Below are 15,315 nucleotides of genomic sequence, written 5' to 3'. Positions count from 1 at the left end.
TGGAACTCGGGAAATGCGAATCGTATGAACCTATAAAAACGCCAATTGCGCGTGGTTCACAACGCCCGAAAACAGGATGCCGATATGCACTGGTGGGCACGTGCGTAAACGCTCCATTAACAAGGGGCGCTTTCTTGCATTACAGCATCGGCAGGCTGCGTGGCTTGCTGCCGCGCGGAAACGCCGCATCCAGCGCGGTAACATCGTCCATGGTCAACACGAGATCGCCGCTCGCCGCATTTTCGCCAGCATGCTCGGCGGATGACGCCTTCGGGATCGCGAACACCGTAGTTGCACGGGTGAGAAAGCTGAGCGCCACCTGACGCGGCGTCGCGCTGTGCGCCTCTGCGATGCGCGCGAGCACCGCACCTCCCTTGCTCGTCGCTGCGGGAAAATCGTCATGGCCGAACGGCGAATAGGCCACCACCGCAACACCGTGCCGCTCGCACCACGGGATCACCGCGTGCTCGATTGCACGCTCCTTGAGATGGTACAGCACCTGATTGCAGGCGATCTTGCCTTCGCCGGCAACGTCGAGGATGTCGTCGAGATCGTCAGCGTCGAAATTGGACACGCCCCAGGATTTGATCTTGCCAGCCTTCACCAGCTCCTCGAAGGCAGCAACAGTGTCCTCCAGCGCATAGGAGCCACGCCAGTGCAGCAAATAGCAGTCGAGCCGGTCCGTCTTCAGCCGCTTGAGCGAGCGCTCGCAAGCGGTGATGGTGCCGCGGCGCGAGGCGTTGCTCGGCAACACCTTCGAGACCAGGAAAACCTCGTCCCTGCGGCCAGCGATCGCATCGGCAATCACGAGTTCCGCCTCGCCGTACATCTCGGCGGTGTCGATATGCGTCATCCCTAGATCAAGCCCGCGCTGAAGCGCGGCAATCGCGCGCTTGCGGTCGCCATGATCGAGATACCAGGTGCCCTGTCCGATGACGGAGACGCTGGCGCCGGTGTGGCCGAAGGGTTTTGTGTTCATGTATTTCTCCACGGGCGAGATCTGAGTGCTTTCTCTCGCCGCGTGACAGCATAGGCGACAATGTTCGAAGCGTCGATTGGCCCGCGCCTCCGTCGGAGACGAGCATAGCTCACCGGTCGCGCAGCACGCGCAGCGCATTCAGGATCACGGCGACGTCGATCACCTCCTGCAGGATCGCGCCCTCGACTGGCGTCAGGTAGCCGAAGGCAGCCGCGATCATGCCGAGCGTCGACAGGCCGATGCCGGCAATAACGCTCTGAAGCGCGATGAAACGTGCGCGGCGCGCGATCTCGATCGCGGGCACGATGCGGTCGAGCGTGTCGACCAGCAGCACGGCGTCGGCTGCTTCCGCCGACGCGGCGGCACCCGTCGCACCCATGGCGACGCCGACATCGGCGGCCGCGAGTGCCGGGGCGTCGTTGACGCCATCGCCCACCATCATCACCGGACCGGCTTTGCGCTCTGACAGCACCACCATGACTTTTTGGTCCGGCGTCAACTCGGCGCGAACCGCATCGAGGCCGAGACCGGCCGTGATGGCCTCGGCTACGTCGCGGCGGTCGCCGGTCGCGAGCACGATGCGTTCAACGCCGAGGCGCCGCACCTTGGCAAGGAGCTCGTCGATGCCGGCGCGCAGCTCGTCGGCGAGCACGATCCGTCCGGCAAGCCGGCCGTCAAGCGCCAGCCACACGGCGACCGCTCCCGGCGCTGTCAACGCGGGCTCAGTCGTGCCCTGGATCGGATCCGGCAGTTGCGATCGCACATAGCGACGACCGCCGGCGGCGACGAAGCTGCCCTGCACGCGTCCCTCGACGCCTTCGCCGGGCGTCTCCGCGACATCGGCCGGAATCGACAGTGGAAGCCCGCGGCGCTGCGCCTCGGCCACCAGCGCCTGCGCGATGACATGCTTGGAGGCTTGATCGAGCGATGCGGCGATCCGCAGCACGTCATCCTCACGAAATGCTTCCGCGGCATGGACTGCAACCACCCTCGCCTTGCCATCGGTGAGCGTGCCGGTCTTGTCGACCACGAGGACGCGGATGCGAGCCATCGCCTCGAGCGCCTTGCCGCCCTTGATCAAGATGCCGTAATGGGCCGCGCGCGACAGGCCAGCGACGATGGCAACCGGCACCGCGAGGATCAGCGGGCAGGGCGTCGCCACCACCAGCACCGCCACCATGCGGATCGGATCCTGCGTCCAGGCCCAGGCCGCACCCGCGATCGTGAGCGTTGCGACCAAAAACACGATCGCATAGCGATCGGCGAGCCTCGCCATCGGCGCCCTGGCGCGCTGCGCCGCCTCGACCAGGCGGACGATACCCGCATAGGTGCTTTGCGCCGCCGGACGGGTGGCGATGATGTCGAAGGCTTCGCCGGCATTGGTGGCTCCGCTCATCACCGCTTCGCCGTCCCTGCACTGGACCGGCAGCGATTCCCCCGTCAGCGCAGACTGGTCGAGCACGGCGAGCGGGCTTGCGAGCGTGCCGTCGACCGGCACGATCTCGCCCTGGCGGATCAGCAGACGGTCGCCTGTCGCGACGAGCTCGACGTCGATCTCCTCGAGCCGATGGTCGCGATGACGCATCGCCTTGCGCGGGGCGCGCGCGAGCAGCGCCGTCATCTCGCGCCGCGCTTGGCCCTCGGCAAAGTCCTCGAGGTGTTGCCCGCCGGCATACATCAGCGCGACCACGGCGGCCGCAAGCTCCTCACCGACCACCAGCGCCGACGTCATCGAAAGTGCAGCCACGATATCGAGCCCGACATCGCCGCGCCACAGGCTCCGCACGATCTCGACCAGGAGCGCAAGCAATACCGGCAGCGTCGCAATCGCCCAGACCAGATCAACCCACGCCGAAGCCCCGGATGCGCGCAGCACAAAGCCGAGCACGAGTCCCGCGGCGGGAAAGCCGATCAGGAAGGGCCGAATGGGAACGTCGGACACGGAAAAAACGCCGGGCGAGTTGCGCGGCAGTGATGATGACAGCGAGTGCGCGAAGAGGCGATGATTTAGATCAACCCGACACTGTCGTGCCCCGCGCAGGTGGGGGCATCAACTATGCCGCGGCCTGTCGATTTGTCTCGGACGTCTTGGAGTGCTGGATCGCCGGTCCCGTCTCCGCCAAGGCTTCGACGAGGCTCGCGGCCTCGGCTCGCCGAAGCTTCAGCGAAGGCGGCAAGCCGGGGGATGACGCAGGAAGTGTGGCGCTAGCCCGCCGCGCCGGCGAACTTTGCCTCCTTCGCAGCCCCGCCCGTCTCCGCAATCAGCCGCTTGAGCTCGGGAATGCAGGAGCCGCAATTGGTGCCGGCCTTGAGTTTTGCGCCGATCTCGCCCGCGCTGCGCGCGCCGGCGGCGATGGTGTCACAGATGGTGGCGCGGCCGACGCCGAAGCAGGCGCAGACCACGGGACCGGTCGAGGCGACACCTTCGGTCGATTTGCCCGAGAGCAACAGGCGGCGCTGTTCGTCGCTGACACTGCCTGCCGCGAACAGGCTCTTCACCACCTCCCAATCGCCGGCATCATGGGCAGGGCCAATGAACAGGCAGGCCTCGATGCGATCGCCGACGAAAGACGCCGCGCGGTAGACGCCGCCGCCGAAATCGCGGTACTCGGCAATATCCTCGCCTCCAATATCGTGCAGCCAGGTCGGCCAGCGGGACAGATCCGCATTGTCGGCGAAGAGATAGCCGTAGCCACCGCCGATCGCGACACGCGCCCACCACAGATGCGGCGGCAGCGCGAGTGCTTTTCGCGACAGAACAAAGCCGCGGAAGACGTATTCGTACGGCGCTATCGCGGCCGGGGTTGCCTTGGCTTCCGGCTGCCCCGAGAACGGATCGTTGAACGACTGCACCAGCGCGCCGATGCGGCCATGCGAGGCGTTCATCGCGCTCCAGTGGATCGGCGCGAACAGCGTGCCGCGCTGCTGGCGCTCGCTGACCACGACTTTGAGGATGCACTGCCCGTAATCGGTGGTGACGCGGGCAAAGCTGTCGTCGGTGACGCCGTATTTGCCGGCATCATCAGGATGAATCTCGACGAACGGCTCTGGCAGATGCGCCCCGAGCCGCTGGCTGAGGCCGGTACGGGTCATGGTGTGCCACTGGTCGCGGATGCGACCCGTGTTCAGCCGCAGCGGTCGCGCCGCATTGGTCTCGCTGCGCAGCGCCGGTACCTCCGGCGCAACGAAACGGCCCTTGCCGTCATTGGTGAAGAAGCCGCCGCCCGCAAAGAAGCGCGCGCCAGGTCCCTCCTGCCCCTCGCGCGCCGGCCATTGCAGCGGCACCAGCGCATCATAGGCCTCGTCGGATACCGATTGCAGCGCGCCGATGTCGAAATCCCGGCTGCCATTGTTCTCGAACGCCGAGAGCGCGGCATGCTCGCGGAAGATCTCGGCGGCCGATTTGTAGTTGAAGCCCGCACTGAAGCCGAGGCGCTTTGCGACCTCGCTCAGAATCCACCAGTCAGGCCGCGCCTCGCCCGGCGCCGGCAGGAACGAACGCTGCCGCGAGATACGGCGCTCGGAATTTGTCACCGTGCCCGACTTCTCGCCCCATGCGAGCGCGGGCAACAGCACATGCGGCCCCGCCTCCACCGTGTCGTTGGAAAGCACGTTCTCCGAGACCACGAACAGCTCGAGCTTCTTCAGCGCATCGCGCACGAGATCGGCATCCGGCAGCGACACCGCCGGATTGGTGCCCATCACCCACAGCGCCTTGACCTCGCCGCGGTTGATCGCCTCGAACAACTGCACCGCCTTGAGCCCCTCGTGGGTGGCGATGCGCGGCGCCTTCCAGAACCGCCGCACGCGGTCGATCTCGGGCGGAGTGAACATCATGTGCGCGGCGAGCTGGTTGGCGAGCCCACCGACCTCGCGGCCACCCATCGCATTGGGTTGTCCCGTGAGCGAGAACGGCGAAGCCCCTGGCTTGCCGATGCGGCCCGTGGCGAGATGGCAATTGAGGATGGCATTGACCTTGTCGGTGCCCTGCGCCGACTGGTTGACGCCCTGCGAGTACAGCGTGACGACGCGCTCGGTCTCACGGAACATCGCAAAGAACGCCGCGACGTCCTGCTCCGACAGTCCGGTCGCGAGCGCCGTCGCGGTCACGCTGCCGGCGATGCTCCGCGCACGCGCGAGCGCATCGTCGAAGCCCGACGTGTTGTTCGCGATGTAGCCCTTGTCGAGAGCGCCGTTGTCTGCGAGATGGACGAACAGGCCGGAGAACAGCGCGGTGTCGGTGCCCGGCTTCACGCCCAGGAACAGGTCTATGTCGCTTGCAGTATCGGTGCGGCGCGGATCGATCACGATGATGCGGGCGCCGCGCTCATCCTTGTTCTTGCGCATGCGCTGGAACAGGATCGGATGGCACCAGGCCGCGTTGGAGCCGACCAGCACGAGCAAGTCGGCCTGGTCGAGATCCTCGTAGCAGCCGGGCACGGTGTCGGCGCCGAAGGCGCGGCGATGACCGGCGACCGACGACGACATGCAGAGCCGCGAATTGGTGTCGACATTCGCCGTGCCGACGAACCCCTTCATCAGCTTGTTGGCGACGTAGTAGTCCTCCGTCAGCAACTGGCCTGAGAGATAGAAAGCGACAGCATCCGCGCCGTCACGCGCCACGATATGCTGCATGCGATGGGCGACATGGTCGAGCGCGTCGCTCCAGGCGACACGCTCCATCACGCCTTTGCAGCGGATCATCGGATAGAGCAGACGTCCCTCGAGTCCGACGGTCTCGCCGAGCGCCGAGCCCTTGGAGCAGAGCCGGCCGAAATTGGCGGGATGCTCGGGGTCGCCGGCGATCGCAGCGCCACCATTGCCGTCGGGCGTCGCCAGCACGCCGCAGCCGACGCCGCAATAGGGACAGGTCGTTCTGGTGGCGCGGAGCGTCGGATCGATCGCAGTCATTCAGGCGACATCCATCAAGCGGCTTTGGGCGGAAGCGCGAGTGCGCGGCCGAACATCATGTCGGTACGGATCGCGGCGACCTTCTCGCGATTGCGGATCAGTTCGAGATACCAGAGCGCGTCCACGGTATCGCCGATCAGCACGGCGCCGGTGAGTCTGCCGTCGGCGATGACCAGCTTCTTGTAGGTGCCGCGCCTGCGATCGGAGAGCACGAGGCTCTCGCTGCCCTCGCCGCCGACGAAATCGCCGGCCGAGAACACGCTGACGCCTGATACTTTCAGATTGGTCGAGACCACGCTGCCCTGATAGGTGGCACTCTTGCCGGCAAGATGCCGCGCCAGCACGCGTGCCTGCTCATAGGCCGGCTCGACCAGCCCGTAAGCCGTGCCGCGATGCTCGGCGCATTCACCGAGCGCGAAGATGTCGGACTCGCTGGTCTGGAGGCAATCGTTCACGACGATGCCGCGGTTGACGGCAAGCCCTGCCTCCTTCGCGATCGCGACGTTCGGCCGGATGCCCGCCGCAAAGATCACGGCATCGGCTTCGATGCGGCTGCCGTCGGCAAGCTCGACGGCCTCGACGTGGCCGTCGCCATGAATGCATTTGGTGCGCGCATTCAGAACGACATTGATGCCCTTGCGCTCGACCAGCGTCTTGAGCAACTCGGCCGCAGGCAGATCGAGCTGGCGCTCCATCAGGCGATCCATGAGATGCAGCAGCGTCACCGGCGCGCCGGCTTTCGCAAGACCATAGGCAGCTTCCAGTCCGAGCAAGCCGCCACCGACCACGACGACGCGCTTCTTGGCTGCTGCGAGCGTCAAGAGCAGATCGACGTCGCGGCTGTCGCGAAAAGTGTGGACGCCCGTGAGGTCGGCGCCCGGCACGTTCAACCGCAGCGGCGTCGAGCCGGTGGCGAGGACGAGCTTGGAATATTCCATGCTCTCCTCGCCCGCGATCTTCAGCTCGCGACGACCGACATCGATCTCGGTGACGCGATAGCCGTAGCGGACGGTCACGCCGCGCTGGCGCCACCAGTCGGCGGGCCTGAGCTCGATCTCGTGGGAGCCGGTCTCGCCCGCAAGCACGGACGAGAGCAGCACGCGGTTGTAGGCGAGCCGCGGCTCTTCGCCGATCACAGCGACTGCGTAACGGCCGAGCGCGGTCTTGGCGAGTTCATCGACCAGACGCGCGGCGGCCATACCGTTACCGACGATGACGAGTGGCTCACTCACTTTGCTCTCCTATTCTGCGGCCTGCGGCCGCGCGCCATAGGCCTCGGAAATCATGAAGTTCGACAACACGCCGTAGGCCGCGGTCCAGGCGGCGGCGACATCTGGCGTCCAGGCGTCGCCCAGCCCCTTCTCCAGCGTCCACAACAGGGTCGAGCCCACGACCGGGTAATGTTCGGGCTTCGCGCCGTAAGCGACGTGACGTTGCGCCAGCGCGGATGCGGCCGGCAGGATCGAGTCGAGATTGGTCAGACCGTTCACGACGACGGCAAGCGTCGCCATCAGCTTCTTGCGCTGTTCGGTCATGTCAGCAGGAAACATCGCCTTCACCGATGGCGCGACCTCGAACAGGCGGTCGTAGAACAGCATCGCAGCCGCGTCCGAAATCGGAGCGACCTTGGCGAAGCTCTGCTGGACGAGGTTGATCTGTTCGGGCGTCATCGTTGGTCTCCTTGCTGGTTTGAAGTCTGCCTTTGTCCGCGCCATTGCGGATAAGGTTCATGGGTCACACTCTCCGGCAAAGCTTCTCCCCGCGTACGGGGAGAAGCGAGATTCGTACCAAGTCTCTATCTCTTGAGCATGATCTTCGCGGAAAAACCGCTGCACACTTTGCGCTAACGCGGCCCTCCGGGTCCGGATCATGCTCTACACGCGCGCTTCGGCGAGGCTCGCCGCGCCTTCGGCCTGCGGGCCGCGACGCAGGTAGAACCACCAGGTCAGCCCGAGGCAGGAGGCGTAGAAGACAAGGTAGATCGCCAGCGCGAGCTGCGGCCCGCCAGTCAGCGCGATCGACTTGCCAAAACCGGTCGGGATCAGATAGCCGCCGACAGCGCCGATCGCGCCGATGAAGCCAACCGCCGCGCCGCTCTCGATGCTTGCCGTCTTCAGCGCCAGCGCGCGCGCTGCATCGCCCTTGCCGCGCACCTTGAACAGATTTTCCTCACGGAAGATCGAGGGGATCATCCGGTAGGTCGAGCCGTTGCCGATGCCCGTCGTGACGAACAGGATCAGGAACATCGCCAGGAAACCGATGAAGTCCTTCTGGCCAACGAAATAGAGGACGCCGATCGTGGCGGCCGCCATCGCGATGAAGTTCCAGAAGGTGATGATGGAGCCGCCGACCTTGTCGGCAAGCCACCCGCCGAGAGGCCGCGACAGCGAGCCGACCAACGGACCCAGGAAGGCGATCGCGATCGTGATTTGCGGGAACTGGGTCTTGATCAGCAGCGGAAACGCTGCCGAGTAGCCGATGAAGGAGCCGAAGGTCCCGATATAGAGGTAGGCCATGATCCAGGTGTGCTTGCGCTTGACGATCGCGAGCTGGTTCTTCACCGACGACTTGGCCGAGGCCAGGTTGTTCATGAAGAACACAGCGCCGAATACGGCGATCGCGATCGGCAGCACCCACATCAACCCGGCGTTCTGCAGGAAGATGCCGTCGACGGGCGTCGCCTGGAACAGGTTGATGACACCGAGCGTCATCAGGATGGGCGTCAGGAGCTGCACGCTGGAGACGCCGATATTGCCGCCGGCAGCGTTGAGACCGAGCGCGGATCCCTTCATCCGGTCTGGGAAGAAGAAAGAGATGTTGGTCATGCTGGAGGCGAAATTGCCGCCGCCGAGGCCTGCGGTCGACGCAACGAGCAGCATCAGCCAGAACGGCGTGTCGGGCTGGCTCACGAAATAAGCGAGCGACAGCGTCGGGATGAATAGGATCGCCGCGCTGAAGATGGTCCAGTTGCGGCCGCCAAAGGTCGTGACCGCAAAGGTGTAGGGGAAGCGCATCAAGGCGCCGATCAGGCCCGGCACGGCGACAAGCTGGAAGAGCTGGTCGGTCGTGAAGTGGAAGCCTGCCTGCGGCAGCTTGGTGGTGACGATGCTCCAGATCAGCCAGACCGAGAAGCCGATATGCTCGGCCACGATCGACCAGATCAGGTTGCGTCGCGCGATAGTCTTGCCAGTCGCATTCCAGAACGCCTCGTCCTCGGGGCGCCAGTCTGAAATCCAGGTCGGACTTGAAGCCGGATTTCCATTCGGATTCGTCGTCATTGATAATCCCTTCTAGGCTCACCGCTGCGTCGTTGCAGGCTTAGCCTCCAGGCATGGAGGCACGCTCCGAGGCTTCTCCCCGGTGGCGAGTTCACGATGCTGATTGATGATGTTGAGGGACGTCGTCGTTGGCGTCGCAAAATGACATTTCAAATTCCATGCCAACTGCGCGCGACCGGGAAGTACAGGGATTTCAGTGACTTATTTGAACGGTCCGAAATTTTCGTAGGACTTTTTCGCACGCATATTTTGCGATTCGCTCAATCCTTGTGCGGCGCACAAGGATTGAGCGGGGTGTCGATTATTTAGGCGCGGCACATCCTCGCGTTAACCACCCGTCTACGCGGCTTCGACGAAGCGATGACGCTCGTAGAGGAATTCGAGCACGCGCTGGCGGCACTTCAAGTAAGCGGCATTCGACGCAAGCTCGAGCCGCTTGCGGGGACGGGAGAGCGGCACATCCAGCACTTCGCCGATGCGCGCACTCGGCCCGTTGGTCATCATCACGATGCGGTCGGACAACAGCACGGCCTCGTCGACGTCGTGGGTGATCATCAGAATGGTGTTGCCGAGCTTCTGGTGCAGCGCCATCACCGAGTCCTGCAAATGCGCCCGGGTCAGCGCGTCGAGCGCGCCGAAGGGTTCGTCGAGCAGAAGCACCTTCGGCTCCATCGCGAGCGCGCGGGCAATGCCGACGCGCTGCTTCATGCCACCTGAGATTTCCGACGGACGCTTGTCCTTGGCATGGGCCATCTGCACGAGGTTGAGATTGTGCATCACCCAGGCCTCGCGCTCGGCCCGCGTCTTGGTTCTGGCAAATACCTTGTCGACGCCAAGCTTGACGTTCTCGAACACGGTCAGCCAGGGCAGCAGACTGTGGTTCTGGAACACCACGGCGCGATCGGGGCCGGGCGAGTTGACCTCGCGGTTCTCAAGCAGCACGCCGCCCGTCGAGGCGCCCGTCAGACCTGCTACGATATTGAGCAGGGTCGACTTGCCGCAGCCGGAGTGGCCGATGATCGAGACGTATTCGCCCTTCTCGATGGTGAGGTTGATGTCCTTCAGCACCTCGGTCGTGGCCGCACCGCGGGTAAAGATCTTGTCGATGTGATCGAGCTTCAGATAGGCGGTCATGTGCCCCTCTCCTTCAGTTCTGCGCGGTGCCGTGGGTGACGAACCTGCCGAGGCCCGCGATCAGGCGATCGAGCACGAAGCCGATGATGCCGACATAGAACAGCGCCAGGATGATCTCGCTGATATGCGAGGAGTTCCAGGCGTCCCAGATGAAGAAGCCGACGCCGACGCCGCCGATCAGCATCTCGGCCGCGACGATGGCGAGCCAGGAGAGACCGATGCCGATGCGCAGGCCGGTGAAGATGTAGGGCGCGGCCGCCGGGATCATGATCTTGCCGAAGAACTCCAGCGGATTGAGCTGCACGACGGCCGCGACGTTGCGGTAGTCCTGCGGAATGTTGCGGATGCCGACAGCGGTGTTGATGATGATCGGCCATACCGAGGTGATGAAGATGACGAAGATCGCCGAAGGCTGGCCGTCGCGGAAGGCGGCGAGCGAAAGCGGCAGCCAAGCCAGCGGCGGGATGGTGCGAAGGACCTGGAACAGCGGGTCGAGCCCGCGCATCGCCCAGACCGATTGCCCGACGAGCGTGCCGAGCGCGATTCCGACGATGGCCGCGATCAAATAGCCATAGGCGACGCGCTGGAGACTGGCGGAGAGATGCCAGAACAGGCCCTTGTCGATGCCGCCATGATCGAAGAACGGATCGAGGATCAGCTCCTTCGTATCCTTGAACACTCTTGACGGTGGTGGCAGCGTCGAGCCGGCGCGGCGGCAGATGAGCTCCCAGACAAGCATCAACAGCGCCAGCACGACGAGCGGCGGGATGACGCGGACCGCAGTCTCCTTTGCCATCCGCGCATACGTCTCGGCCAGCGGCGGTCGCTTCGGTGTCATCGCGACGACCGGCGCGGTGGCGCCAGCGGAAGGCGCAACACCTTCAGCGCCGATCTTCTTCACAGGCATGTTCATCGAAATTCTTCTCCGGCTGCAATGACAATGCGGCCGCCCATGGGCGGCCGCGGGACCTATCAGACTTCGACGCGCTTGATCGCGAGCGACTTCAGATAGGCAGCCGGGTTTTCGGGATCGAACACCTTGCCGTCGAAGAAGGTCTCCTTACCGCGCGAGGTGGAAGCCGGGATGTCGGAACTGGCCACGCCGAGCGTCTTGGCCGCGTCTTTCCAGAGGTCCTCGCGGTTGACCTTGGCGATCAGCGCCTTGGTGTCGAAGCCAGGCTCGTACTTGCCCCAGCGGATATCCTCGGTAAGGAACCACAGATCGTGACTCTGGAACGGATAGGAGGCATTGTCCTTCCAGAAGCGCATCTGCTGCGGCGAGTTCTCGACGATGCGGCCGGTGCCGTAGTCGAACTTGCCCTTCATGCGGTCGGTGACGTCCTCGACCGGGCAATTGATCCATTGGCGCTTGGCGCAGATCGTCGCTGCTTCCTCGCGGTTCTCGGCCTTTTCCGCCCATTGCTGGGCTTCCATCACCGCCATCAGCAGCGCTTTCGTCGCTCTCGGATATTTGTCGACGAAGGCCGCGCGCATGCCGAACGACTTTTCGGGATGCTTGTCCCAGAGTTCGCCGGTGGTGATCGCGGTGTAGCCGATCTCCTGATGGATGAGCTGGAGATTCCAGGGCTCGCAAACGCAGAAGCAATCCATGGTACCGACCTTCATGTTGGCGACCATCTGCGGGGGCGGCACGACGATGGTTTCGATGTCCTTGTCGGGATCGATGCCGCCGGCGGCGAGCCAATAGCGGATCCAGAGGTCATGCGTGCCGCCGGGGAAGGTCATCGCGGCCTTCACGGCCTTGCCCGAGGCCTTCTTCTTATCCAGCGCGACCTTGAACGGCGCAGTGTCGATTCCAACCTTGATGTCGGCATATTCCTTGGCGACCGAGATGCACTGACCATTCAGATTGAGCCGTGCCAGGATGTACATCGGCGTCGGCTGATTGTTCTGCGTCACCTTGCCGGCGGAGATCAGATACGGCATCGGAGTGAGAATGTGCGCGCCGTCGATGCCGTTGCCTTCGGAGCCGAGCACCAGGTTGTCACGCGTCGTGCCCCAGGAGGCCTGCTTCTGCACCTCGACGTCGGGCATGCCGTATTTGGCGAAGATGCCTTTCTCCTTGGCAACGAACAGCGGGGTCGCATCAGTCAGCGCGATGAAGCCGAGCTTGGCGCCTTTGACCTCGGGACCTACATCTTGCGCGAACGCACCGGCAGGGAAATTCAGCTTGGCGGCGGCGAGAAGTGCGGCGGTGCTGCCGGTCGCCTTCAACAATTGACGGCGGCTGAGGCCGCTGTCGGAGGGGCGGCGGATGCGCTTGGTCATAGGTCGTGTCGTCCTTTGCGTCGTTGCAGAAGTGGTGCGTCAGTGCACACGAGCCCGTCGTCCGGTGGCGCCGCCATTGACGCATGCGAACGCATGGCGGGAGGGACCCCCGTCTGGTGGCGTCAGCAAATTCGGATGAATAGTCTCGCGGGACGGCATCAATGGCGTCGGCACTAACTATTCAAGCTTTATGCCAAGCCAGATGCGGCGAATCTTATTTATAAATCAGCATGTTAAAGGGCCGGAACAGATTGTCGCAGCCCGCTGTTCCGCACGCGGAATTTGCGACCTGCCCGGTTTTTGCGCGCCGCATATAAACTAGGCAGGCTCTGGATGAGGCCGTTCTCAAGCGTGCTCCGCGGCCTTCACCCCGAGCGGCTTGGGAGCCAGACCGTCGCCCGGCTTGAGGTGGAATTCATAAGTCATCAGGTGCCAGGGCCCGGCCGCCTTACCGCCATCGGGCATGGCCGGATCGGTGCGCTTCTCGACCTTGGCGATCAACTCGTCCTTGACCCCAAACACCACGTCGGAGTCGAGATATTTGTCGCCACCAATGAAGACGTGAGTGATCAGGGGCTCATAGCCCTTCGCATTAACGAGGAAGTGGACGTGCGCGGGACGCATCGGGTGGCGGTTGGTCTGCACGATCATCTCGCCCACCGGGCCGTCGGTCGGGATCGGATAACTGCAGGGCAGAATGGTGCGGAAGAAGAAGCGGCCGTCGGAATCGGTGATGAAGCGCGCCCGCGCCGAGGCGCCGATCTCATCGTAGTTCGGCTTCTGGGAATCGTAGAAGCCGTCGTCGTCGGCGTGCCAGACGTCGACCGGAACGTTTGCAAGCGGCTTGCCGCTGAGATCCGTGACACGGCTCCGCACGAACATCTTCTCGCCGGTCAGGTTATGCGGCGAGATGTCGGTGCCGTGCGCGGCCACCTTGTGTTCGCCGACATAGAAGGGACCGAGCACGGTCGTCTCTGTGGCGCCGTCGCGGTCGCGGTGGTTCACCGCATCGACCAGCATGGAGACACCGAGCACGTCGGAAAGCAGGATGAACTCCTGGCGGGTATCTGTGCACTTCTGGCCGGTGCGGGTCAGGAAGTCGATCGCATAGTCCCATTCCTCGAAGGTGAGGCCGGTCTTGCTCACGTAATCGTGCAGCGACTTCACCAATTCCTGGAGCAGGAACCTTGCACGCGGATTGGGCGTGTTGTCGAAGCTCTTGATGACGGCCTCGGTAAGCTCGGTCTCGTTGAACTGGGTCATTTCTCTTTCCCGCTGTCCGATTTTCTCGTTGTTTGGCCTGACGGCGTTCCGCTGCGAAGCCTACACCAGCCGGGCATGCGGCGTTAAGCGCGACCGGCTTGGAATGGGGTCCTCATTTCGGCTATCACCTCCTCACAAGAACACTCCGGAGGAACATTCCCGATGCTCGCCCCTACCCCTGCCTCGCCCGAATCCGTCGGCATGTCCCAGGCCGCGCTCGACCGCGTCGATGCGCATCTGAAGAACCGGTATATCGATGCCGGCCGCTTCCCGGGAACGCAGCTCCTGGTCTATCGCCGCGGCAAGATCGCCCACCGCTCGGTGCTGGGCCTCGCCGACATCGAGCGCGAAGTGCCGGTCAAGGACGACACCATCTACCGCATCTATTCCATGACCAAGCCGCTCACCAGCGTCGCCTTCATGATGCTGGTCGAGGAAGGCCTCGTCGCGATCGACGAACCCGTCGCCAAATTCATTCCGGAGTGGAAGGACCTCGGCGTGTTCGTCGCCGGCACGAACCCTGCGTTCCTGACCCGGCCGCCGTCACGACCAATGCAGATCGTCGACCTCCTGCGGCACACCTCGGGCCTGACCTACGGCTTCCAGCAGCGCTCCAATGTCGATGCGGCCTATCGCGAGCAGAAGATCGGCGAGGTCGAGAAGGCCGGCACGCTGCAGACCATGATCGAGGGGCTGACCAAGATCCCGCTGGAGTTCTCGCCTGGAGACGCCTGGAACTACTCCGTCTCCACCGACGTGATCGGCTATCTCATTGGCAAGATCTCTGGTGTTCCCTTCGAGCAATTCCTGAAACAGCGCATCCTCGACCCGCTCGGCATGACCGACACCGATTTCCACGTGCCCGCCTCCAAAGCGCATCGCTTCGCAGCCTGCTATTCCGCCGATCCGCAGGGCGGCATGACCTTCCATGCCGGCCAGCGCCGCCAGGGCCTGACGCTCCAGGACGACCCGATGACGAGCTCGTTCCTGGCGCCGCCAGATTTCATCTCCGGCGGCGGCGGTCTGTGCTCAACCGTTGCCGACTATCTCACGTTCTGCCGCGCGCTGCTCAATGGCGGCGAACTCGGCGGTGTCAGATTGATCGGGCCGAAGACGCTTGCGCTCATGACGACCAACCACATTCCGGGCGGCCGCACTCTACCCGACGTTTCCCGCTCGCTGTTCTCTGAGGCGACCTACAATGGCATCGGCTTCGGCCTCGGCTTCGCCGTGACCATGCGGCCGGCAGAGACGCTGATCGCCGGCAGTTCCGGCGAGTACAATTGGGGCGGCGCTGCGACGACCTCGTTCTGGATCGATCCGGCCGAGGAGCTGATCACGATCTTCATGACGCAGGTGCTGCCGTCGAGCGCCTACCCGATCCGGCGTGAGCTGCGTAGCATGGTCTATGCCGCGATCACCGAGAGCAATCTATAAGCCCACCACGGGACGGGCCTCGAC

11 protein-coding genes are annotated in these 15,315 nt (G+C 64.1%); 1 reads left to right on the top strand and 10 read right to left on the bottom strand.

The window, feature by feature from the left end; all coding sequences use genetic code 11:
• Positions 1-139: 139 nt before the first annotated feature.
• The 10 genes from SO139_RS00615 to SO139_RS00570 form a co-directional block, all read right to left on the bottom strand.
• Positions 140-979: an aldo/keto reductase gene (locus SO139_RS00615; RefSeq protein WP_449379491.1), complete on the bottom strand. Its 840-nt coding sequence runs from the start codon at positions 977-979 to the stop codon at positions 140-142.
• A 109-nt stretch (positions 980-1,088) separates the two neighbouring features.
• The gene (locus SO139_RS00610) at positions 1,089-2,921 is read right to left on the bottom strand and encodes a heavy metal translocating P-type ATPase (protein ID WP_498539516.1); all 1,833 of its coding nucleotides are present in this window, start codon (positions 2,919-2,921) and stop codon (positions 1,089-1,091) included.
• Positions 2,922-3,184: 263 nt separating this feature from the next.
• Complete coding sequence (locus SO139_RS00605; RefSeq protein ID WP_498539515.1) at positions 3,185-5,890, bottom strand: nitrate reductase; 2,706 nt, start codon at positions 5,888-5,890, stop codon at positions 3,185-3,187.
• Positions 5,891-5,904: 14 nt separating this feature from the next.
• The gene (locus tag SO139_RS00600; protein ID WP_498539514.1) at positions 5,905-7,122 is read right to left on the bottom strand and encodes an NAD(P)/FAD-dependent oxidoreductase; all 1,218 of its coding nucleotides are present in this window, start codon (positions 7,120-7,122) and stop codon (positions 5,905-5,907) included.
• A gap of 9 nt (positions 7,123-7,131) precedes the next feature.
• The gene (locus SO139_RS00595; protein ID WP_498539513.1) at positions 7,132-7,560 is read right to left on the bottom strand and encodes a globin family protein; all 429 of its coding nucleotides are present in this window, start codon (positions 7,558-7,560) and stop codon (positions 7,132-7,134) included.
• A gap of 204 nt (positions 7,561-7,764) precedes the next feature.
• Positions 7,765-9,168: an MFS transporter gene (locus SO139_RS00590; protein WP_449379496.1), complete on the bottom strand. Its 1,404-nt coding sequence runs from the start codon at positions 9,166-9,168 to the stop codon at positions 7,765-7,767.
• 339 nt (positions 9,169-9,507) lie between these two features.
• A complete protein-coding gene (locus SO139_RS00585; RefSeq protein WP_449379497.1) occupies positions 9,508-10,302 on the bottom strand; it encodes an ABC transporter ATP-binding protein in 795 nt (264 codons plus the stop codon).
• A 13-nt stretch (positions 10,303-10,315) separates the two neighbouring features.
• Complete coding sequence (gene ntrB, locus SO139_RS00580; protein ID WP_498539512.1) at positions 10,316-11,215, bottom strand: nitrate ABC transporter permease; 900 nt, start codon at positions 11,213-11,215, stop codon at positions 10,316-10,318.
• A 59-nt stretch (positions 11,216-11,274) separates the two neighbouring features.
• Complete coding sequence (locus SO139_RS00575) at positions 11,275-12,591, bottom strand: CmpA/NrtA family ABC transporter substrate-binding protein (RefSeq protein ID WP_498539511.1); 1,317 nt, start codon at positions 12,589-12,591, stop codon at positions 11,275-11,277.
• Positions 12,592-12,936: 345 nt separating this feature from the next.
• Entirely contained in the window at positions 12,937-13,854 is a 918-nt protein-coding gene (locus SO139_RS00570; protein WP_498539510.1) for an intradiol ring-cleavage dioxygenase, read from the bottom strand.
• Between the two features lie 162 nt (positions 13,855-14,016).
• Here SO139_RS00570 and SO139_RS00565 point away from each other — a divergent pair, with 162 nt between their 5' ends.
• The gene (locus tag SO139_RS00565; RefSeq protein WP_449379501.1) at positions 14,017-15,291 is read left to right on the top strand and encodes a serine hydrolase domain-containing protein; all 1,275 of its coding nucleotides are present in this window, start codon (positions 14,017-14,019) and stop codon (positions 15,289-15,291) included.
• Positions 15,292-15,315 lie beyond the last annotated feature (24 nt).

The organism is Bradyrhizobium sp. UFLA05-89, from assembly GCF_059803475.1.
The sequence above is the reverse complement of the archived record's forward strand: the minus strand, read 5'-3'. Positions and strand labels throughout refer to the sequence as shown.